This window comes from Pseudomonas sp. NPDC088885 (assembly GCF_044750025.1).
Taxonomy (GTDB): Bacteria; Pseudomonadota; Gammaproteobacteria; order Pseudomonadales; family Pseudomonadaceae; genus Aquipseudomonas; species Aquipseudomonas rustica.
The window spans coordinates 24959-46401 of the sequence record NZ_JBIVJB010000010.1; the positions used below are offsets into that span (position 1 = coordinate 24959).

The 21443-nt window shown below is 60.0% G+C and carries 23 protein-coding genes; 14 read left to right on the forward strand and 9 right to left on the reverse strand.

Annotated features, from left to right (window positions below; all coding sequences use genetic code 11):
* Positions 1–71 precede the first annotated feature (71 nt).
* The 5 genes from ACIP1X_RS07835 (at position 72) to ACIP1X_RS07855 (ending at position 5542) form a co-directional block, all read left to right on the forward strand.
* Complete coding sequence (locus tag ACIP1X_RS07835) at positions 72–833, forward strand: gamma-glutamyl-gamma-aminobutyrate hydrolase family protein (RefSeq protein ID WP_400750872.1); 762 nt, start codon at positions 72–74, stop codon at positions 831–833.
* Positions 834–1201: 368 nt separating this feature from the next.
* Entirely contained in the window at positions 1202–2344 is a 1143-nt protein-coding gene (locus ACIP1X_RS07840; protein WP_053121089.1) for an ABC transporter ATP-binding protein, read from the forward strand.
* 29 nt (positions 2345–2373) lie between these two features.
* Positions 2374–3255, forward strand: coding sequence for an ABC transporter permease subunit (locus ACIP1X_RS07845; RefSeq protein WP_163005261.1), 882 nt, complete (start codon positions 2374–2376; stop codon positions 3253–3255).
* Positions 3252–4124: an ABC transporter permease subunit gene (locus ACIP1X_RS07850; protein WP_102358376.1), complete on the forward strand. Its 873-nt coding sequence runs from the start codon at positions 3252–3254 to the stop codon at positions 4122–4124. Before ACIP1X_RS07845 ends, ACIP1X_RS07850 begins: the two co-directional genes overlap by 4 nt.
* A 320-nt stretch (positions 4125–4444) precedes the next feature.
* Positions 4445–5542: a polyamine ABC transporter substrate-binding protein gene (locus tag ACIP1X_RS07855; protein ID WP_159812438.1), complete on the forward strand. Its 1098-nt coding sequence runs from the start codon at positions 4445–4447 to the stop codon at positions 5540–5542.
* Positions 5543–5787: 245 nt separating this feature from the next.
* Here the strand turns inward: ACIP1X_RS07855 and thpR are convergent, their stop codons facing one another.
* The gene (gene thpR / locus ACIP1X_RS07860) at positions 5788–6309 is read right to left on the reverse strand and encodes an RNA 2',3'-cyclic phosphodiesterase (RefSeq protein ID WP_400750875.1); all 522 of its coding nucleotides are present in this window, start codon (positions 6307–6309) and stop codon (positions 5788–5790) included.
* Between the two features lie 107 nt (positions 6310–6416).
* Here thpR and ACIP1X_RS07865 point away from each other — a divergent pair, with 107 nt between their 5' ends.
* Positions 6417–6611 carry a hypothetical protein gene (locus ACIP1X_RS07865; protein ID WP_159812440.1) on the forward strand — a complete coding sequence of 65 codons (195 nt, stop codon included), beginning with the start codon at positions 6417–6419 and terminating at the stop codon, positions 6609–6611.
* A 108-nt stretch (positions 6612–6719) separates the two neighbouring features.
* Here the strand turns inward: ACIP1X_RS07865 and ACIP1X_RS07870 are convergent, their stop codons facing one another.
* Together ACIP1X_RS07870 and ACIP1X_RS07875 are read right to left on the reverse strand one after the other, a co-directional pair.
* Entirely contained in the window at positions 6720–7073 is a 354-nt protein-coding gene (locus ACIP1X_RS07870) for a DUF1428 domain-containing protein (RefSeq protein ID WP_053119325.1), read from the reverse strand.
* 2 nt (positions 7074–7075) lie between these two features.
* Positions 7076–8158: a hypothetical protein gene (locus tag ACIP1X_RS07875; protein ID WP_400750878.1), complete on the reverse strand. Its 1083-nt coding sequence runs from the start codon at positions 8156–8158 to the stop codon at positions 7076–7078.
* Positions 8159–8444: 286 nt separating this feature from the next.
* On the opposite strand from ACIP1X_RS07875, the gene ACIP1X_RS07880 reads away from it, so the two are divergent.
* Complete coding sequence (locus tag ACIP1X_RS07880) at positions 8445–8717, forward strand: hypothetical protein (protein WP_053119320.1); 273 nt, start codon at positions 8445–8447, stop codon at positions 8715–8717.
* A gap of 38 nt (positions 8718–8755) precedes the next feature.
* Here the strand turns inward: ACIP1X_RS07880 and ACIP1X_RS07885 are convergent, their stop codons facing one another.
* Complete coding sequence (locus ACIP1X_RS07885) at positions 8756–8959, reverse strand: hypothetical protein (RefSeq protein WP_282358419.1); 204 nt, start codon at positions 8957–8959, stop codon at positions 8756–8758.
* Between the two features lie 382 nt (positions 8960–9341).
* Here ACIP1X_RS07885 and paoA point away from each other — a divergent pair, with 382 nt between their 5' ends.
* The 3 genes from paoA to paoC are packed head-to-tail and all read left to right on the forward strand — an operon-like array spanning position 9342 to position 13110.
* Positions 9342–9965 (forward strand): aldehyde dehydrogenase iron-sulfur subunit PaoA, encoded by a 624-nt coding sequence (paoA, locus tag ACIP1X_RS07890; protein ID WP_159812444.1) that lies wholly within the window; start codon positions 9342–9344, stop codon positions 9963–9965.
* Positions 9962–10915: an FAD binding domain-containing protein gene (locus ACIP1X_RS07895; RefSeq protein ID WP_400750881.1), complete on the forward strand. Its 954-nt coding sequence runs from the start codon at positions 9962–9964 to the stop codon at positions 10913–10915. The genes paoA and ACIP1X_RS07895 overlap by 4 nt, the downstream gene beginning before the upstream one ends.
* Positions 10912–13110: an aldehyde oxidoreductase molybdenum-binding subunit PaoC gene (paoC, locus tag ACIP1X_RS07900; protein ID WP_400750884.1), complete on the forward strand. Its 2199-nt coding sequence runs from the start codon at positions 10912–10914 to the stop codon at positions 13108–13110. Before ACIP1X_RS07895 ends, paoC begins: the two co-directional genes overlap by 4 nt.
* Before the next feature lie 197 nt (positions 13111–13307).
* Here paoC and ACIP1X_RS07905 read toward each other — a convergent pair whose 3' ends face one another.
* Entirely contained in the window at positions 13308–13784 is a 477-nt protein-coding gene (locus tag ACIP1X_RS07905; RefSeq protein WP_400750887.1) for a cupin domain-containing protein, read from the reverse strand.
* A gap of 98 nt (positions 13785–13882) precedes the next feature.
* Here ACIP1X_RS07905 and ACIP1X_RS07910 point away from each other — a divergent pair, with 98 nt between their 5' ends.
* Positions 13883–14776, forward strand: coding sequence for a LysR family transcriptional regulator (locus ACIP1X_RS07910; protein WP_053119307.1), 894 nt, complete (start codon positions 13883–13885; stop codon positions 14774–14776).
* Positions 14777–14946: 170 nt separating this feature from the next.
* Here ACIP1X_RS07910 and ACIP1X_RS07915 read toward each other — a convergent pair whose 3' ends face one another.
* On the reverse strand, positions 14947–15891 hold the full coding sequence (locus ACIP1X_RS07915; RefSeq protein ID WP_400750890.1) for an aldo/keto reductase: 945 nt from the start codon (positions 15889–15891) through the stop codon (positions 14947–14949).
* Positions 15892–16003: 112 nt separating this feature from the next.
* Here ACIP1X_RS07915 and ACIP1X_RS07920 point away from each other — a divergent pair, with 112 nt between their 5' ends.
* Together ACIP1X_RS07920 and ACIP1X_RS07925 are read left to right on the forward strand one after the other, a co-directional pair.
* Complete coding sequence (locus ACIP1X_RS07920) at positions 16004–16774, forward strand: alpha/beta hydrolase (RefSeq protein ID WP_400750893.1); 771 nt, start codon at positions 16004–16006, stop codon at positions 16772–16774.
* 215 nt (positions 16775–16989) lie between these two features.
* The gene (locus ACIP1X_RS07925; protein WP_400750896.1) at positions 16990–17853 is read left to right on the forward strand and encodes a CAP domain-containing protein; all 864 of its coding nucleotides are present in this window, start codon (positions 16990–16992) and stop codon (positions 17851–17853) included.
* A 117-nt stretch (positions 17854–17970) separates the two neighbouring features.
* Here the strand turns inward: ACIP1X_RS07925 and ACIP1X_RS07930 are convergent, their stop codons facing one another.
* From ACIP1X_RS07930 to ACIP1X_RS07940, 3 genes are all read right to left on the reverse strand, one after another.
* Positions 17971–18603 carry a PQQ-binding-like beta-propeller repeat protein gene (locus ACIP1X_RS07930; RefSeq protein ID WP_400750899.1) on the reverse strand — a complete coding sequence of 211 codons (633 nt, stop codon included), beginning with the start codon at positions 18601–18603 and terminating at the stop codon, positions 17971–17973.
* Positions 18604–18633: 30 nt separating this feature from the next.
* Positions 18634–19845 (reverse strand): helix-turn-helix domain-containing protein, encoded by a 1212-nt coding sequence (locus tag ACIP1X_RS07935; RefSeq protein ID WP_400750902.1) that lies wholly within the window; start codon positions 19843–19845, stop codon positions 18634–18636.
* Positions 19846–19906: 61 nt separating this feature from the next.
* Entirely contained in the window at positions 19907–20353 is a 447-nt protein-coding gene (locus ACIP1X_RS07940) for an NUDIX hydrolase (protein ID WP_400750905.1), read from the reverse strand.
* Between the two features lie 480 nt (positions 20354–20833).
* On the opposite strand from ACIP1X_RS07940, the gene ACIP1X_RS07945 reads away from it, so the two are divergent.
* Complete coding sequence (locus tag ACIP1X_RS07945; protein WP_400750907.1) at positions 20834–21262, forward strand: nuclear transport factor 2 family protein; 429 nt, start codon at positions 20834–20836, stop codon at positions 21260–21262.
* Positions 21263–21443: the final 181 nt, after the last annotated feature.

Below are 21443 nucleotides of genomic sequence, written 5' to 3' on the forward strand. Positions count from 1 at the left end.
TGTTAATTAAAATAAACGCGGATAAGCTCCGGAAAAGCTCGTTCAAGTGTCAAACTTCGAGGTGAATAAAAATGGCATTCAAGCCATTGATCGGCGTTACAGCGTGCGTCAAACAGATTGGTCTGCACCCCTATCACATCAGCGGTGACAAGTACTTACGTGCTGTCAGCGTTGGCGCCAACGGGTTGCCAGTGGTCATTCCTTCCCTTGGCAACCTGACTGAAATCGATGACCTGCTCGGTCAACTCGACGGTCTGTTGCTGACCGGCTCGCCCTCGAACGTGGAACCTTTCCACTATCAAGGCCCGGCCAGCGCACCCGGCACGGATCACGATCCGGCGCGGGATGCCACGACTCTTCCTTTATTACGTGCAGCCATCGCGGCGGGCGTTCCGGTGCTCGGCATCTGCCGTGGCTTTCAGGAAATGAACGTCGCGTTCGGTGGCAGCCTGCATCAGAAGGTGCATGAGCTGCCGGGCATGCTTGATCACCGCGAGGCCGACAGCCCGGAACTCGCCGTGCAGTACGCGCCGGCGCATGCCGTGAGGGTATTGGGCGGTGGCGTGTTCGAAGCGCTCGAGTTGCCGGGTGAGTTTCAGGTCAATTCGATTCACAGCCAGGGCATCGACCGCCTCGCGCCCGGCCTGCGTGCCGAAGCCGTGGCGCCGGACGGTTTGATCGAAGCGATCTCGGTCGCCGACAGCCCGACCTTTGCCCTCGGCGTGCAATGGCATCCGGAATGGCAGGTGCTGGACAACCCGAACTACCTGAAGATTTTCCAGGCATTCGGCGCGGCTTGCCGGCAACGGGCGGCGCAGCGCAACCAGCGCTGATCCAACCCAAGAATACGTAACGATTTACTGCCCCCTCGGATGTCGGGTGTGCCTGCGCACATCCGTCATTCGTGAACAGCAACACCCGTAATAACAACAAGTACGACCCAGGCAGCCAGGACGGCGGCGCCGAACAAGCCGGATCGGAACGGTAATGCCAGTCAGGTAAACGCATTTCCCCTGTGGGAGCGAGCCTGCTCGCGAAAGCGGTGTATCAGCAAACAATGATGTCGACTGACACTCCGTATTCGCGAGCAGGCTCGCTCCCACAGGTTCTGCGCCCTGGCTGACTGACATCCGTACAGGCTTGCAATCCACTTAAGCCCGGCCACGTTGGCTGAGCGAACGAAACCTGTTGGGAGTTTCACATGGCAAACGCCTCCAGCACTTACCGGAAGGCACTTGAAGGTCATCAGCAACCGAAAAAGGTTCTGGTGAAAGTCGATCGTGTCACCAAGAAGTTCGACGAAACCACGGCAGTGGACGATGTGTCCCTGGAGATCCATCAGGGCGAAATCTTCGCCCTGCTCGGCGGCTCCGGTTCGGGCAAATCGACCCTGCTGCGCATGCTTGCCGGTTTCGAGCGGCCGACTGAAGGGCGGATTCTGCTCGACGGCGTGGACATCACCGACATGCCGCCGTACGAGCGGCCGATCAACATGATGTTCCAGTCCTATGCGCTGTTCCCACACATGACCGTCGCGCAGAACATCGCCTTCGGCCTGAAGCAGGATCGTTTGCCGGCCAGCGAAATCGATGCCCGCGTCGATGAAATGCTGCGCCTCGTGCACATGACCCAATACGCCAAACGCAAACCGCATCAGTTGTCCGGCGGTCAGCGTCAACGCGTCGCCCTCGCCCGCTCGCTGGCCAAACGTCCGAAGCTGTTGCTGCTCGACGAACCGATGGGTGCGCTGGATAAAAAGCTGCGTTCGCAGATGCAACTGGAGCTGGTGCAAATCATCGAGCGCGTCGGCGTGACCTGCGTGATGGTGACCCACGACCAGGAAGAAGCCATGACCATGGCTGAGCGCATCGCCATCATGCACCTGGGCTGGATCGCGCAGATCGGCAGCCCGATCGACATTTATGAAGCACCGGTCAGCCGCATGGTTTGCGAATTCATCGGCAACGTGAACGCCTTCGACGGCACCGTGGTGGAAGACCTTGAAGGTCACGCGATCATTCACAGCCCGGACTTGCAGCAGAAAATTTACGTCGGTCACGGCGTCAGCACCTCGGTGCAGGACAAATCGATCACCTACGCGATCCGCCCAGAAAAAATGCTGGTCAGCACCACCAAACCGGAGTTCCGCTACAACTGGTCCGAAGGCAAAGTGCATGACATCGCCTACCTCGGCGGTCACTCGGTGTTCTACGTGGAATTGCCCGGCGGCAAAATCGTCCAGTCGTTCATGGCCAACGCCGAACGCCGTGGCGCGCGTCCGACCTGGGACGACAAAGTCTACGTCTGGTGGGAAGACGACAGCGGCGTGGTACTGCGCTCATGAGAACCTTCAATCAGCAATTCCTGCGCCTGGTGCCCAGCGGACGAAAACTGGTGATCGGTATTCCGTTCATCTGGCTGTTCCTGTTTTTCATGCTGCCGTTCTTTCTGGTGATGAAGATCAGCTTCTCGGAAGCCGCGCTGTCGATCCCGCCGTACTCGGAGATCTACACCTACGCCGAACAGAAATTCCAGCTGCTGCTGAACATCGGCAACTACACCATGCTCGGCGAAGACGAGCTGTACCTGTCGGCCTACCTCGGTTCGCTGAAGGTCGCAGCGCTGAGCACGATGATGTGCCTGCTGATCGGTTTTCCGATGGCCTACGCGATCACCAAGACCGGCAAGGAAACGCAAAACGTCCTGCTGCTGTTGATCATGATGCCAACCTGGACCGCGATCCTGATCCGCGTTTACGCGTGGATGGGCATCCTCAGCAACAACGGTCTGCTCAACGCGTTTCTGATGTGGACGGGGCTCACCGATCACCCGATCGAGATCCTCAACACCAACACCGCCGTCTATATAGGCGTGGTTTACGCCTACCTGCCGTTCATGGTGTTGCCGCTGTACGCCAACCTCGTCAAGCACGACGGCAGCCTGCTGGAAGCCGCGTCGGATCTGGGTTCGAGCAACTTCAACAACTTCTGGAAAATCACCGTGCCGCTGGCCAAGAACGGGATTATTGCCGGTTGCATGCTGGTATTCATTCCGGTGGTCGGTGAGTTCGTGATTCCGGAACTGCTGGGTGGCCCGGAGACGCTGATGATCGGTCGCGTGCTGTGGCAAGAGTTCTTCAATAACCGCGACTGGCCGGTGGCGTCTGCCCTGGCGGTGGTGATGCTGTTGATCCTGATTGTGCCGATTCTGCTGTTCAACCGCAGCCAGGCCAAAGAGATGGAGGCACGGGGATGAAACGCTTCGGTTTTTCCAAGTTCATGTTGATCTTCGGCCTGATGTTCATTTATCTGCCGATGCTGATTCTGGTGATCTACTCGTTCAACGCCTCGAAACTGGTGACGGTGTGGGGTGGCTGGTCGGTGAAGTGGTACGTCGGTTTGCTCGACAACACGCAACTGATGGGCTCGGTGGTGCGCTCGCTGGAAATCGCCTGCTACACCGCTATTGCTGCGGTGGCATTGGGCACATTGGCGGCATTCGTGCTGACCCGTGTAACTCGCTTCAAGGGCCGCACTCTATTCGGCGGTCTGGTCACCGCGCCGTTGGTGATGCCTGAAGTGATCACCGGTCTGTCGCTGTTGCTGCTGTTCGTGGCAATGGCGCAGTTGATCGGCTGGCCGCAGGAGCGTGGCATCGTCACCATCTGGATCGCCCACACCACGTTTTGTGCCGCTTATGTGGCAGTGGTAGTCTCCGCCCGCCTTCGCGAGCTGGATCTGTCGATCGAAGAAGCGGCGATGGACCTCGGTGCGAAGCCGTTCAAGGTGTTTTTCCTGATCACCATCCCGATGATCGCGCCGTCGCTGGCCGCGGGCGGCATGATGTCGTTCGCTTTGTCGCTGGATGACCTGGTGTTGGCGAGCTTCGTCTCCGGGCCGGGTTCGACGACGTTGCCGATGGAAGTGTTCTCGGCCGTGCGTCTGGGCGTGAAACCTGAGATCAACGCAGTGGCGAGCCTGATTCTGCTGGCGGTGTCGCTGGTGACCTTCCTCGTCTGGTACTTCGGCCGCAAGGCAGAAGCCAACCGCAAGCGTGCGATTCAGGAAGCAATGGATCAGACCGCGAATGAGTCGTGGCAGCAGCCGGCAGCGGCGACTGCCTAAGCAACACCGATGAACAACTGTGGCGAGGGGATTTATCCCCGTTGCGCTGCGAAGCGGCCCCAGCAGTTCTACCTGAAAACTCTGTATTCAGGTTTTGCGACTGCTTCGCAGCCGAGCGGGGATAAATCCCCTCGCCACATAGTTCCATGTACAGCCGATAGCTTCTGTAGGAGTTGCGGAACGCTGCGATCTGTTGATCTTGAAAAACAAAATCAAAAGATCGCAGCGTGCCGCAGCTCCTACAAAAATGTAGTCAGCCCCTCGGTCAGTCGGATGAGGGGGCTTTACGTAATGTGAATAAAAAGAATGGAGTTGTACCGATGAAAATGTTTGGCAGGACTCTGCTGACACTGTCCTTAATGGGCGCAATCGTCATGGGCGCCCAGGCCAACGACAAGGTGCTGCGTGTTTACAACTGGTCCGATTACATCGCGCCGGACACCGTCAAGAAATTCGAAGACGAGACCGGCATCCGTGTGACCTATGACGTCTTCGACAGCAACGAGACCCTTGAGGCGCGCTTGCTGGCGGGCAAATCCGGTTACGACATCGTCGTGCCGTCCAACAGTTTCCTGGCCAAGCAGATCAAGGCTGGCGTCTACCAGACGCTGGACAAATCGAAGCTGCCGAACTGGAAGAATCTCAACCCGGTGCTGCTGAAAAACGCTGCCGCCAGTGATCCGGACAACGCTCATGCGTTCCCGTACATGTGGGGCTCGATCGGCATCGGTTTCAACCCGGCCAAGGTCAAGGAAGTGCTCGGCGCCAACGCCCCGACCAACTCCTGGGACTTGCTGTTCAAACCGGAAAACGCTGAAAAGCTCAAAGCCTGCGGCATCAGCTTCCTCGATTCGCCGACTGAAATGCTCCCGGCCGCCCTGCACTACCTGGGCTACCCGGTGAACGACAAGGACACCGCGCACATCGCCGAAGCCGAAGCGTTGTTCATGAAAATCCGTCCGTATGTGGCGTACTTCCATTCTTCGAAATACATCTCCGATCTGGCCAACGGCAACATTTGCGTGGCGGTCGGTTACTCCGGTGACGTGCTGCAGGCCAAGGCCCGCGCGGTGGAATCGGGCAATAACGTGGTGATCGATTACAGCATTCCCAAGGAAGGCGCCGGCAGCTTTTACGACATGGTCGCCATCCCGCGCGATGCCAGCAACGTCGACAACGCCTACCTGTTCATGAATTTCCTGATGCGCCCGGACATCATCGCCGAAGTCACCAACAGCATCGGCTACAGCAACGCCAACGCGGCGGCCACGCCACTGGTGGATGAAGCAATCCGCAACGACCCGGGCTCGTACCCGACAGACGCGGTGATGGCGACGTTGTACGCCGTGCCGGATCAACCGATTGCCACGCAGCGCATCATGACGCGCGGCTGGACCCGGGTGAAGCTCGGTAAATAACGGATACGCGCGATGATCGTTCCCACGCTCCGCGTGGGAACGCAGCCCGGGACGCTCTGCGTCCCAAAGCGTGACGCGGAGCGTCACAAGAGGCATTCCCACGCAGAGCGTAGGAACGATCAGTGTAAAAATTTCCCGTTCGCGCAGCGCCTTACCACCGCTGCAACCTCTCTATGAACGGCCTCACCTGGCTCCCTCGGCTCAGGTGAATTCTCAGGCGCCTTCGGGCGCCTTTTTTTGTCGCGTCAGGTCAGCGGCCAATCCTGCAAAACGCGATAACGACCCTTGTGCGATTCAAACAAGGCAAAGCGTTCAGCTCGCAAAAAGAACTCCGGTGGCGTAGCGGATTCCGGCTCCGGCGCGCGGTAATCACGGGCCAACGTCAGGTGCGGGCGAAACTCGCGGGGTGTCTCTTCAAAACCGAAAGGCAACATCGCCTGCTCCAACGCATAGACCAAGCGCAATAACCCCTGCGGTGCCTGCTCAGGTGCCAGCGACAATACGCCCGGACGATGCCAGAGCTGCAAGCGATCCAGCGAAATCCTCAACGCCTCCCCGGGCGTGCGCACTTTGCTGGCGGCTTCGCAAACTTCATTGATCTGCGCCAACGGCACCGCTCCGAGAAACAACAACGTCAGATGAAAATTCTCCGCCGGCACCGGTTTGCCGGTACGCAAACCCAACTCGCCACGCCACTGAGCAATCGCCTTGCGCTGCACCGGCGGGCAGTCGAGGGCGAAAAACAGTCGCTTCGCTTCATCGGTCATGGCCCTGCTCCCCTGTTCATGGTAATCCGCCGGATTCTACACAGCCTGAACTGACGACTCGCGACAGGCAGCTATAGTTCAAGGATTGCCATCAACCGGAGGCCGCCATGCGCGAGATCCTCAGCAAAGAGCCATGGTGGGCCCGACCGCCGAATCCCGGGCAGGATGAAAAGGAACTGGAATGGGGCTGGCTGGTGCATTACAGCGAGGGTGAACCGCGTTTTGAATTCGTCCGCGAACGGCCAAGCGATGATGAAATTCGCCAGCGCAAAAGCTGCCGAATCACCCCCTCACCCGAGTGACGATATCCCTGTAGGAGCTGCGGCACGCTGCGATCTTTTGATCTTGTTTTTAAAATCAAAATCAAAAGATCGCAGCGTGCCGCAGCTCCTACAGGGGATGGTGTGGGGTCAAGGTTCGAGGAGGTATTGGAAGCCGCCGTAGATCATGCGCTGCCCATCAAACGGCATCGGGTTGACGTCGGGTTGCATGCGCGGGTCTTCCATCATTTTTGCCATGCCGGCATCGCGGGTGGCTTTGTCCGGCCAGATCAGCCAGCCAGACACCACGGTTTCGCCTTCTTTGAGTTTCACCGCCATAGGAAACGACGTGAGCTTGCCGTCCGGCACGTCATCGCCCCAGCATTCAGCCACGCTGAGCGCACCGTATTCCTTGAACAGTTTTGCCGCGATCACGCAGTGTTGTTTGTACTGTTCGCGATTGGCTGTCGGCACAGGCGCCACGAAAATATCGATGTAAGCCATGATCATTCTCCTTGTACGTTGGGTTCGAGCTGCTGAGTAGTCGAATCCGGCGGCTGCCATTCGACACGGTTCACGCCCAAGCCGACCGACGGTTCCTCCCGCGCACCCAGATTGCGTTCGACCTGACCGGCCATGTGCAGCGTGCCGGCCATGACGCCGGTCGTCGGGTTCTGCACCAGTTTCAGCCAGGCCTTATCAAAGGTGCTGCCGAGACTGTTGCGGATCAACGCTTCGCTGTCGGGGCGATCGTTGGCCTGAATGATCGCGCGAATCCCCGCGACACCCACCGAAATCAGTCCACCGGCCAACTTCCCAGCGGCGGCTGCCACGGCACTGGCAGCCCCGCGCGGGGCCATCTCCGCTTCCATACGCTGACTCGCGCGTTTGGCCACAGGCGCCATGCCGGCGTCAGTCGAGGCAATCCCCTTGGCGCCGCCGTCGGTATGGATCTTGTCGATGAGCGCGGCATACGCCGGCAGCGTGTTCAGCGGTTCGCTGCTGATGACTTGATACAACGAAGCATCGCGCGCTGGCGGAGGGCCGAGCGCGATCGCCGGAATCTTCTGCAACCGCCCATTGAGCTGAGCAACCGGCACCCCATGACGCTGGGCGATGAGCGGCATCTGCTGGGCCATCAACTGCGCATAGAACGCCGTGGCCTGACCGAGAATCGCGTCCGGGTCGACCTCCACCGCCACCGGCGCCAGCACTTTTTTCTGATACTGCTCAAGCAGATACGCCGCCAGACGCTTGGCGGAAGCATCCTGTTCGCCACCGGCACTGACGGTGTACCAACTGACCTTCATCGACAGCCATTCCTGCGTCCAGTAGCTGCTGAACCACGGGATGAAATTTTCTTCAGTTTGCTCATAGACGCGAATGCGCCAATGTTCCATCGAACCGCGGGCAAACAGCTTGACCTGCTCGGTGGCCTGCTGGGAGGCGCTGACGATCTCGCGGTCGATCTGCTGCCAGGTTGCAGGCGAGACGAACACGGCTTTAGGCGCTGACACCGGGGCACGGGCCGACGTGGCGCAGCCGGCCAGCAAAAACAGTGCGGCGACGAGCAGCGCACGCAAGTTCACGGTGGTGGAGTCCTTTGAACAAAGGGAAGCAGATTTGAGTATAGGTGCGGGTGGTGGGCCGTTGGTCTGGTTGTGGCTGCACCGGCCTCTTCGCGAGCAGGCTCGCTCCCACATTTGGAATGCAATCCCCTGTGGGAGCGAGCCTGCTCGCGAAGAGGCCAGCAAATTCACCACAAAACCGCAACCATCACTGCCATCGATATCCACCATCGCCACGATTGCCTTCCGCCCACCGCCCATCAAAGGCACGATTGCCACATCCGAGACGCAACGAGGAGTTCACATCATGATTCACACCATCACACTCTCCGTGAGTTTCCCGGTGTTCGGCAGCAACTACTATGACCAGCACTACGTGTCGCACAAGACGCAGGCGCTGGTGTTCAACGAAGCTTTCGAAGATCTGCTGATGCCCGCCGCGATCAATCATTTCAGCAATGAAGTGGTCGGCATCAACGATCAGTTCCGCTTTCTGAGCGACATTCTCGCCACCCATTTGCTGGACATCGAGGCCTCCGTGCCTACGCGATCCCGCGTCCAGGCGAGCGCTCACTTTTAACAACAAGGGCGTCCCACGGGACGCCCTTTTTCATTCAATCAATCATCATCGCGATCGCGGTAGTAGCGACGGCCGTCGCGGTGATCATCGCGATCGTCCCAGCGCCGGTCATGGTCGTAATCACGGCCATGATCGCGGTCGTAGTGCCGGCCATGGCGATGGTCATCATCAAAATCCGCCACACAACCACCGAGCAAAACGGCGGCGGTCACGGTCAGCAATATCGTTGTAGCGCGCTTCATTCAACACTTCCCTAAAACCAAGGTCTTGACGACGGAATCGGCCACGCTGCCCACGCCTTCAGGACACGGTGCGCGCAGCCGCAGATACGACCGGACAAAACCGTGTTGATTCAGTGGCCACTATCGACCGTTTGTCGTGCCGCCCCCTTCGCGACCAAGCCCACCCCCACATTTAATATGCATTCCCCCTGTGGGAGCGGGCTTGCTCGCGAAGAGGCCCCTACAGCCCCGCAACATCCGAATTGATCATCAGCGCAAATCCAACAAAACCTTTCCCTCCCCCCTGCGGTCACTCCTTAACGAGACCGGCGATCACGCTGGCTGCCCGTTTGGGCCATTCGCAACCCCGCTGCCCTGATTGAGAGAGACAAGGAATCGAACCATGACGATTTCCCGACGCAGATTTTTAATCCTCGGCGCCGTGACCGCGACAGCCTTCGCGATGCCCCCGTTTATCAGCCTCAAGGCCTATGCGGCCAACCTGGAGCAACCCGCCATGAGCAAAGTGACGATTCAAGTCAACGGCAAACCCCAGGCGCTGGAGGTCGACAACCGCACCACCCTGCTCGACGCCCTGCGCGAACACCTGCACCTGACCGGCAGCAAAAAAGGCTGCGACCACGGCCAGTGTGGCGCCTGCACGGTGATTGCCGATGGTCGGCGAATCAACTCGTGCCTGACCCTGGCGGTGATGCACGAAGGCAGTGAAATCACCACCATCGAAGGCCTTGGCATGCCCGACCAGTTGCACCCGATGCAAGCCGCGTTCATCAAGCACGACGGTTATCAGTGCGGCTATTGCACGCCCGGGCAAATCTGCTCGGCAGTGTCGGTGATCAAAGAAATCCGTGATGGCATTCCCAGCCATGTCAGCCCCAGCCTGACGGATTCCCCGCAACTGATCGCCAGTGAATTTCAGGAGCGCATGAGTGGCAACATCTGCCGCTGCGGTGCTTACTCGAACATCATCGAAGCCATGACTGAAGTCGCGGAGGTGCCGGCATGAGACCGTTCAATTACAGCCGCGCCGACTCCCCCGCTGCCGCTGCGCAAGCGGCGCAGATTGAAGGCGCCAAGTTCATTGCCGGCGGCACCAATCTGCTGGACTTGATGAAGCTCGACATCGAAACCCCGCTGCACCTGATCGACGTCAATCACTTGGGCCTGGATCAGATCGAAGCCACGCCCGAGGGTGGTTTGCGCATCGGCGCGCTGGTGCGCAACACCGATCTGGCCGCCGACCAACGCGTGCGCAAGGATTACGGATTACTCTCCCGCGCCTTGCTCGCCGGCGCCTCCGGCCAATTGCGCAACATGGCAACCACTGCCGGCAATCTGCTGCAACGCACCCGTTGCCCATACTTCTACGACACCAATCAGGCGTGCAACAAACGCCAGCCCGGCAGTGGTTGCGCGGCGATTGGCGGGGTCAGTCGGCAACTGGGGATCATCGGCGTCAGCGACGCCTGCATCGCCACGCACCCGAGTGACATGGCCATCGCTATGCGCGCCCTCGATGCACAGATCGAAACGGTGAAGCCCGACGGCAGCACCCGCAGCATCGCCATGGCCGATTTTCATCAGTTGCCCGGCAACACGCCGAACATTGAAACCAGCCTCACGCCCGGCGAATTCATCACCGCCGTGACCCTGCCCGCACCCGTCGGCGGCACGCACATTTATCACAAGGTGCGTGATCGCTCGTCGTACGCTTTTGCGCTGGTCTCGGTCGGCCTGATTCTGCAAAAGGATGGCAGCGGCCGCATCGCTGTCGGCGGGATCGCGCCGAAACCGTGGCGCGTCGAAGCCGCCGAAGCGCTGCTGCCCAACGGCGCAAAAGCTGTCAGCGCACGCCTGCTCGATGGCGCGACGCCGACCCACGATAACCAATTCAAACTGACCCTGGTCGAGCGCACGCTCGGTTCGGTGTTGGCGCAAGCGAGGGAACAAGCATGAAATTCGACACGCCCGCCACCACCAACCCGATCGACCAGTTAAAGGTCATCGGCAAACCCACCGACCGTGTCGAAGGCCCGCTGAAAACCAGCGGTCAGGCGCCGTATGCCTACGAGCAACACGAGGCAGTGGCCAATCAGGCTTACGGCTTCATGGTCGGCTCAGCCATTGCCAAGGGCCGGATCAACAACATCGACCTTGAAGACGCGAAAGCCGCACCGGGCGTGCTGGCAATCGTCACTGCCGCCAACGCGGGCAAACTCGGCAAGGGCAAATACAACGCCGCGCACCTGCTCGCCGGGCCGGAGATTCAGCACTATCACCAGGCTGTCGCTTTGGTAGTTGCGGAGACTTTCGAACAGGCGCGCGCCGCCGCGCTAATGGTCAAGGTTGATTATGTGGCAGCCACTGGCGAGTTCGATCTGGCCAGCGTGCGCGACAAAGGCGTCGAGCCGAAAGAAGAACTGCCCGACGTCAGCCACGGTGATTTCGCCAAGGCGTTCGAAGCCGCTCCGGTGCAGTTCGATCAGACCTACACGACGCCGGATCAGTCCCACGCAATGATGGAACCGCACGCCACATTGGCCGCGTGGAAAGGCGATGAGCTGACGCTGTGGACGTCCAATCAGATGATCGCCTGGAGCGTCGACGACATCGCCACCACCCTCGGTTTGCCGAAGGAAAAAGTCCGCCTGATTTCGCCGTACATTGGCGGCGGATTCGGCGGCAAACTGTTCATCCGCGCCGACTCCATCCTCGCTGCACTCGGCGCACGGATGGCTGGCAGACCGGTGAAAGTCGCCCTCGCCCGCCCGCAAATGGCCAACAACACCACCCACCGCCCCGCCACTATTCAGCGCATTCGCATGGGTGCGACGGCGGACGGCAAACTCACGGCAATCGCCCACGAAGGCTGGTCGGGCAACCTGGAGGACGGCAAAGTCGAGGTCGCGGCGCAGCCGAGTCAATTGCTCTACGCCGCTGAAAATCGTCTGGTCACGATGCGCCTCGCGCCGCTCGATCTGCCCGAAGGCAATTCCATGCGCGCGCCCGGCGAAACGCCCGGACTGATGGTGCTGGAAATCGCCATGGACGAAATGGCCGAGCAGCTGAAACTTGATCCGATCCAGTTCCGCATCCTCAACGACACTCAGGTCGATCCGGTGAAAACCGAGCGGCCGTTTTCCCAGCGCCGCTTGATCGAATGTCTGCAAACCGGCGCCGACAAGTTCGGCTGGAGCCAGCGAAATGCTCAGCCGGGCACCCGCCGCGAAGGTCGCTGGCTGATCGGCATGGGCGTGGCGGCGGCGATCCGTAACAACCTGCTGGTCAAATCGGGCGCGCGGGTGAAGCTGGAGCGCGACGGCAAAGTCACCGTGGAAACCGACATGACCGACATCGGTACCGGCAGCTATACGATCATCGCGCAGACAGCCGCCGAGATGATGGGCGTGGGTTTGAAGGACGTGACGGTGCACCTGGGCGATTCGAGCTTCCCGGTTTCGTCGGGTTCTGGCGGCCAATTCGGCGCCAATTGCTCGACCGCCGGGGTGTATGCCGCGTGCATGAAACTGCGCGAGACAGTGGCGGGCAAGCTCGGGTTGGCGGCGGATCAGGCTGAGTTTGTCGACGGTGAAGTGCGCGTCGGCGACAAGCGAGTGCCGCTGCGTAATGCTGCGCAAAACGGCGTGTTGGTGGCCGAGGACAGCATCGAATTTGCCGACCTTGCCAAGCAATATCAGCAGTCGACGTTTGGTGCGCATTTCGTTGAGGTGGCTGTGGACGCGGCGACTGGCGAAATCCGCGTTCGGCGCATGCTCGCGGTGTGTGCGGCGGGACGGATTCTTAACCCGAAAGCGGCGCGCAGTCAGGTGATCGGCGCGATGACCATGGGCGTCGGTGCGGCGTTGATGGAAGAACTGTCGATCGACAAGAAGCTCGGTTTTTTTGTTAACCATGATCTGGCGGGATATGAAGTGCCGGTGCACGCCGACATTCCCCATCAGGAGGTGATTTTTCTTGATGAAACCGATCCGATTTCTTCGCCGATGAAGGCTAAGGGTGTGGGTGAGTTGGGCATTTGCGGAGTGAGCGCGGCAGTGGCGAATGCGATCTATAACGCCACGGGCGCGCGGGTGCGGGAGTATCCGATTACGCTGGATAAAATTCTGTCGTCGTTGCCGGAGATGATTTAAACGCCTGAAAGAGCCCCTCACCCTAGCCCTCTCCCAAAGGGAGAGGGGACTGATTGGGGGATATTGGCGAAATGCATCGACTTGAACGTACTGCTTTGAATCCATAATCGATGGGGTTTTTCAGGTCGATGCAACTCGCGAGACACCTCGGTCGGCCCCCTCTCCCACCGGGAGAGGGCTGGGGTGGGAAAAAGGCTCTACTCGGATCGCGGGTATTGCTCAGCGCTCACCTGTTCCATCCACTCCACCACCTTGCCATCAAGCACTTCAGCAATCGCGATATGCGTCATCGCCGTGGTTGGCGCCGCCCCGTGCCAATGTTTGGCACCCGGCGCAATCCATACAGTATCCCCCGGGCGAATCTCGCGTACCGGTTGTCCCCATTCCTGCACGAAACCCACCCCAGCGGTGACGATCAATGTCTGTCCCAGTGGATGGGTGTGCCACGCCGTGCGCGCGCCCGGCTCGAATGTCACCGTCGCGCCACTGACCCGCGCTTCATCAGACCCCTTGAACGGTGCATCAACCCGCACAGTGCCGGTGAACCAATCCGCCGGGCCACGGGCCGAAGGTTGCGAGCCGTTGGGCGTAACGCTCACGCGAGGATTTTCATTGGCCTGCACCTCACCTGCCAACAGGGACAGGGTCAGAGCAGAAGCAGCAATCGGGTTCATGGCAAGTTCCTCCAGAGAATCAATGCCATCACTTTACCGACCCGCACTCTTCAGATAATCGACTAGAATTCGAAAAAACTTATGCGGGACACTCATCAATGCTTCGGGAAAACGCCACCGACCTGCTCGCCTTTCTCGCCGTGGCCCGCGAACGCAGCTTCACCAAAGCTGCCGCCAAGCTCGGCGTCTCGCAATCGGCGCTGAGCCACACCATTCGCGCCCTCGAGGCGCGCCTTGGCCTGCGCCTGTTGACGCGCACCACACGCAGCGTCTCGCCCACCGAGGCCGGCGAGCACCTGCTGCAAACCATCGGCCCGCGCTTCGAAGAGATCGAAGTGGAACTGGCGGCCCTGAGCAACCTGCGCGAAACCCCGGCGGGCAAAATCCGCATCAACGCCACCGACCATTCGCTGGACTGGCTGCTGCGCCCGGTACTCAAGGAGTTTCTGCCCAAGTACCCCGACATCGCCGTCGAAGTCAGCTGTGATTATGGTTTCGTCGACATCGCCGGCCAGGGCTTCGACGCCGGCATTCGTTTGGGCGAAGACGTTGCGCAAGGCATGATCGCCACGCGCATCGGCCCGGACATGCGCATGGCGGTGGTTGGCTCGCCCGCGTATTTCGCCCGCTGCCCCGCCCCGCAAACCCCACGCGACCTGACCGACCACAGCTGCAACAACTTGCGCCTGCCCACCAACGGCGGGCTGTATAGCTGGGAATTCGAGAGGGATGGCGAAAGCCTTAAGGTGCGAGTATCCGGGCAGATCACATTGAACGGCGTCTACCCGTTACTTGATGCGGCGCTGGATGGGTTCGGTTTGAGCTACATCCCGGAGAACATTGTCGCGCCGTATCTGGCCGATGGTCGCTTGCAGCAAGTGCTTGAGGATTGGTGCCCGACCTTCGCCGGGTATCACCTCTACTACCCGAGCCGGCGTCAGGCGGCACCGGCATTTGCGTTGTTGCTGGAGGCGTTGCGCTATCGCCCCTGACCCCAACCGCCAACCTGCTTTCTGTAGGAGCAGAGCTTGCTCGCGAAGAGGCCATATCAGTCGATATTTTCGCTGACTGATACACCGCTTTCGCGAGCAAGCTCGGCTCCTACAGGATTTGTTGCAAGAGTTGGCCCACGCGCGTGGCACAAGCTGGATATCCCCGCTGACTAACCCACCAACGCAATCAACTGATGCCGCTGCGCATCGGTGAGCATCGGCCCGAATCCGGCCCTGACGTTGTCGGCCATATAACGCGGATTGCTCGTCCCCGGAATCACACAGGTCACCGCCGGATGCGCCAGCAGAAACTTCAGCGCCAGTTGCGGCCAGCTGTTGACCTGGACGTCCGACACCCACGCCGGCAAAGGTTTGCCCTTGAGCCGGCCCAGCAAAGCACCGCCACCAAACGGCCGATTGCAGATTACCGCCACCCCGCGCTCACGGCACAGCGGCAGGATGCGTTTCTCCACACCTCGATCATCGAGGGCGTAGTTGATTTGCAGAAAATCCAGTTGCTCATTCTTCAACACCGCTTCGACTTCATCGTAAGCCGAGGACGTGTAATGGGTGATGCCGATGTAGCGGATGCGCCCCTGCTCTTTCCATTCGCGCAGGGTCGGCAGGTGGGTTTGCCAGTCGAGCAGGTTGTGGATCTGCATCAGGTCGATGCGTTCGGTGCGCAGCAGGCTGAACGACTGCTCCATCTGCGCGATGCCTTCCTCGCGCCCGCGTATCCACACCTTGGTCGCCAGAAACGCCGGCGAGCGGGGTTCATGGATCGACAGCAATTCGCCGGTGGTCTGCTCGGCGCGGCCATACATGGGTGAGCTGTCGATCACCGTGCCACCCTTGGTGAACAGCTCATCAAGCACCGCCGGCAGCTGCCGATAAGCCGGGTCGCCCGGCGCGACGTCGAAACCGCGGTACGTGCCCAGACCGACCAGGGGCAATGACTCGGAGCTGGAAGGGATGGCGCGGGTCTGCATGGCTTGGCCTCGGATAGTCGCGGGTGGCGCGGCAATGGCCAACGCCCGATCAAAAGTGAAGACTGCCGAAACCCCGGCAGCCAGCGTGAGCAATCGGCGACGGGAGTAACCCTCAGTGTGGCTCATGCTGGTTCCCCTGCTGCGTGAATCTGTTGCATGTTGTGTGCGCAGACCGTCTGGCGAAATCGCTGGACTACACTGCGACTGCCGACTTCCTTACCCCGTTAAAAGTAGCCGAATGTCCCGAACCCTGATGTTACTCGTCGCATTGATCGTCGTTGTGTACCTGGTGCTGTGCGCGGCGCTGTTCGTTTTTCAGCGCTCGCTGATCTATTTTCCGCAGGCGGGCACGATGGAGTCGGCGGAGTCACGGCTGAAATTATCGATGGCGGATGCCGACGTCTGGGTGACCACCCGCGAGCGTGTCGGGCAACGGGCGCTGATCTATTTCGGCGGCAATGCCGAGGATGTCTCGCACAATCTGCCGGAGTTCGCCGCGGCGTTCCCGGATTACGCGCTGTACTTTCTGCATTATCGAGGGTTTGGCGGCAGCGGCGGCAAGCCTTCCGAGGAGGCAATTGCCGAGGATGCGCTGGCATTGTTTGATCAGGTGTATGCCAGTCATCCGCAGGTGGCGGTGATCGGACGCAGCCTGGGTTCGGGCGTTGCGGTGCGTCTGGCCAGTCAACGGCCGGTGCAGAATTTGATTCTGGTGACGCCGTACAACAGCCTCGAAGAAGTCGCCGTGAAGCAATATCCGTGGGTGCCGGTGAAGTGGTTGCTCAAGGATCGTTATGAATCAGGCAAATATGCGGCGCATATTCGCGTACCGACGTTGTTGCTGGCGGCGAGTGATGACGAGGTGATTGCGCGGGACAGTACTGAGCGGCTATTGAGGAATTTTCCCGAGGGGGTGGCGGTGCTTAAGGTGGTGCCGGATTCGGGGCATAACTCGATTTCCGAGCGGGGGGAGTATTTGCGGTGGATGGGGGATGTGTTGAATCGCTGAGTTTTGTGTTGGCGGGTCTGGCCTCTTCGCGAGCAAGCCCGCTCCCACATTTTGTCCGGTGTACACCAAACCAGTGTGGGAGCGGGCTTGCTCGCGAAGGGGCCGGCCAAATCACATCAATACCCCAGAAAAAAACCACACCTGCCACCCTGAACCAAGTCCAAAAAGCCCAGTCCTACACGCGCCGCTTTTTCCTCTCCTGAGCCATCCACTCCATGCGCCACACCGCCCACCCACTTCGTCTGGTTTCGCTGTGCCTGCTGCTTTCGCCTTTGTTTGCTCAATCCGCCCACGCCGGCGCCGAACGCCAACTGGTCGCGGCCATCAACGACTACCGCGCCCACCCGCAACGCTGCGACCGACGCCCCGCGCAGCGCCTGGCTCCGCTGGCGTTGAAAGAAAATCTCGCGCTACCTATCGGCTATGGCTCCGGCGGCGGCATGCGCGAGGCGCTGAAATCGTCCGGATATGCGGCGGTGACGGTGCGCAGCATCCGCATCGTCGGTGCCGAGGACGCCGAAGAAGCCTTCGACCGGCTGCAAGACCACTACTGCGGCGCATTGCTCGACAGTCAGTACGCCGACATCGGCATCAGCCGTTCGCGCAGTGAATGGCAAGTGGTGCTGGCGCGGCCGGTGCTCGACAACCGGGTCGGCGATAACCGCAGCGTCGGCAAAGCGCTGCTCGCCGAGGTCAATGCCGCTCGCGCCCGGCCACGGATGTGCGGACGTCAACGCTTCGCTGCCGCCCGACCGCTGAGCTGGAACGTTGCACTGGGCGCGGCCGCACAAGGGCACAGTAAGGCCATGGCTTATGGCAATTATTTTGCGCATCGTGATCCGGACGGTGATTTGCCGGCGGATCGCGCCAGAGCGGCGGGTTATCGGGGGCGGCAGATAGGCGAAAACATTGCCGCCGGGCAGAGTTCGCCGGGCAAGGCGATGGCCGGGTGGCTGGCCAGTCCGGGGCATTGCGCCAATTTGATGAACCCGATGTTTACCCAGGTGGGAGCGGGTTTTGCCAGCGAGGCGCGTAGTGATGAAGGGGTTTACTGGACGATGCTGTTTGGTGCGCCTTGATTTTTGATTTAAAGCAAATGGCCCTTTCGCGAGCAGGCTCGCTCCCACAGTAGATCGCCGTACACAGGCCGAAGTGGGAGCGAGCCTGCTCGCGAAGAGGCCAGCAGTGTCACCTCATCACTTGGGCCGACGCACCGCCCGCACCCGCCCGCTATTCCCGCCACCACAATAGAACCGATCCTTGCCATCCGCCTCCAGCCCCGACACGCCAGTCCCGTCGGGCATCGTCAGGCTTTCCAGTACCTCACCGTTACCCGGATCGATCCGCCGCAGTTCGCTCTCCTCGCCTTCCCACGTGCCATGCCACAGCGCGCCATCAACCCACGTCACGCCGGTGACAAAGCGGTTCGACTCCAGCGTGCGCAAAATCTCGCCGGTTTCCGGGTTGATCTGATGGATTTTACGGTCGCGATACTGACCAACCCATAACGAACCCTCGGCCCAGGCCATGCCGGAATCGTTGCCACCACCGGGCGCGGCGATGGTGTTGAGGATGCGCCCGGTGGCCGGGTCGATCTTATGGATATGGCGGTCGGCGATCTGGAACAAATGCTTGCCATCGAACGCAGTGCCGCCATCAGCGCCGACCTTGAGGGTGCGCACGGTTTCGCCGCTGGCCGGATTCAGCGCATTGAGCTGACCGTCGCTGGCGAACCAGACTTGCTGACCGTCGAAGGTCACGCCGTGGATGCCGTCGATCCCTTCGAACGGGCCGTATTCGCGAAGAATTTCTGCGTTTGCGTGTTTCATGGGGGCTTCCTCGTGTTGGTTGAGACCAGCCTAGCCATTGCCCAGCGACACCGGGAGTAACAAGATCGTCGCGAAACCCGGCACCGGCGGCGTCATCCAGCGCCGTGATCGGCCCAGACCGAAGGACTGGATTTTGTTTTCCGAGGCCAGTGTCTCGAGCGCTCGTTGCACTTGGCGCTGGCTGCTGCCCAATGCGAGTGCCAGTGCTGAGCTCGACCACGCTTCGCCATCAGCGAGCAAGGCCAGCAGCGCCGCGTGTTTGTCCTCGACCGGTAACGTCAGCAGCGCCACCTCTTCGGCCACCAACGTAAACCCGCGAGGCGTGGCGCGGATGTTCGCCAGCGGTTGCAGCGCTGAGCGCAAGCGCCCGATTTCAACGCGTAGCCGCGCCCGGTGCGATTCGTCGCTGAGTTGCAAACGGAAAGCCTTGGCAATCAGCGCCTCTCGCGAGACATCGCCCGGCCAGGCTTCCGCTAGCAACCGGGCGAGATGGAACAGCACCGGGCGAGTGGCAAGCGCAACCGTCATGCCGGCACCGCGTACGTTGTAGCGGCAAGCGTCGACCACTAGCGTTTTTGAGGCGAACAGGGTTTCTACTTCTGCGAGTTTCAGCGGCTGCTCCTTTCCGCTGATGATCAATCTCGCAACCGGCGCCTCAAGGATTTGCGCGGTGTGCTCGACTTCAACGCTCAACGCCTCAATGCCAGCCTCCCGCGCCGCGTGCTGCGCGCGAACCAGCGCCGCCTGCGCCCTGTGCGCCTGAACCCTGCGCAACGCAATGCCCGCCGCCACCAGTTCATGGGCGGCACGCAAGGCTGGCGGAAGTGGTGCAGGATCCTGTTCAGCGAGCAACCGTTCAGCGTCATCCAGCTCACCGATCAACAACAATCGACGAATCTGCAAGTAACGCGCGTGCGCCGCGTTGAGCCGGTCACCGTGATCCTCCAGCAACCGACGCGCCGCCTCCAGCGCCTCCATCGGCCAGCCCAGATCGCGTGCCGCCAGCGCCACTTCGGCCTCGGCAACAAGACACCGCGCCCGCGACAGCGGCTCATTGCGACCGAACGCCTTCACCGCTCGCTGCAACAACGCCTTGGCACGCGGCAGATCGCCCAACTGCGCCATGGCAATACCGCGCAACGCCAGCGCCGGCGGATCCTCGCGCAGGGCGACGAAATTCAGTGCCGCCAACGGATCCCCCGCCGCAAGCGCACGGCTGGCGGCGGTGATCAGTGAGTCCATGGTGAATGACGCATGGCGGAGGTTCCCCGGAAGTCGAAGCTTCAGGGGAGTCTAATACCGGTTACTTGAGCAGGTGATTTTTCTTCAACAGTTCAAGCAAACCTTTGGGCACTAACGGAGATTGTTCGTTGAAGCTTGAGCTGTCATGCCAACTCGCAGTGAACGGAGCGCCGTTACTTTCATGCCCTTGAATATGGGGTTGTTCGTAGAGAGCGGCATCATCAAATGAGGCATCGTAGACCTGAACGATCTCATGCCCAGGCTTGCCGTTGTAAACGAAGAGGCTTTCCAGCGTGCCAATCAGACGCAAGTCATGGATCGACTGCGTCAATTCTTCCTGCACCTCACGCACGATCGCTTCGGCGCTGGTTTCACCGAATTCGATGCCACCGCCGACGGGACGGAAAAGGGTTTGTTGCTGGATCGGGTCGTAAAAACTGTTTACCAGAATTCGACCATTGCGATGAAAGACGCAGAGTGCGAGGGCACGGATACGCGGTTCGGCCATGAGGGGTGACGTCCATTTGCGGGGGAAAAGCGCGGCATTAAATCACGATTCGCGCCGTATTCCCCTAGGCATCACCCATCAACTCTTGACGCGTTTCAAACCGGAGAAATCGTTGCGAGCACGCCGATCAGAATGGTCAGTGTCAGAAATCCACCCAGGAAAATCGCCATCTTGAACATAGAGCTCTCCTCAATGCAGGGTTTGCGGTGCACTGGACGCTTCGGAATGAAGGACTGCCGTGAGTGACCGCACTGCCGGGGTATTTTGAGCCGGTGACTGAACCGGTTACAGAGGCAGATAGAATTGAAAAATGCATATCAGATGACATCTGATCTGTAGGAGCTGCCGAAGGCTGCGATCTTTTGATCTGGATCCTTGAACATCAAGATCAAAAGATCGCAGCCTCGTTTCACTCGACAGCTCCTACAGGCTAGAGTGACTGCGGTCGCGCGAAAACAATAAAAACTCTGGGGTAAATCCATGTCCGAACTGAACCTGCAACCCAATGTCGCCGATTCACTGAACCGCTGGCACGAGATGATCCGCACCGGCAACTTGAGTGCCCTGCCTGAACTGCTTGATGCCAAAGCCGTATTCCGTTCACCGATGGCGCACACGCCCTACCCTGGCGCGCCGGTGGTGTCGATGATCCTCAATACGGTGTTCGAGGTGTTTCAAGACTTTGAATATCACCGTGAGCTGGCGACGGCGGATGGTTTGAATGTGATTCTGGAGTTCAGCGCCAAGGTCGGGACGAAAGAGCTGAAAGGCATCGACATGATTCGCTTTGATGAGCAGGGGAAGATTGTCGAGTTTGAAGTGATGGTGCGGCCGTTGAGCGGGTTGCAGGCGTTGGGCGAGGAAATGGGGCGGCGGCTTGGCGCTTATCTGGCTTCCGCGAAACCCTGACATCTGAACACCTGAACACCTGAACATCTGAACATCTGAACATCTGAACACCGAAACACCTGAACACCTGAACACCGAAACAATTCTGTAGGAGCTGCCGAAGGCTGCGATCTTTTGATTCTAAAACAAGATCAAAAGATCGCAGCCTTCGGCAGCTCCTACAGGAGATACAGGGAATACA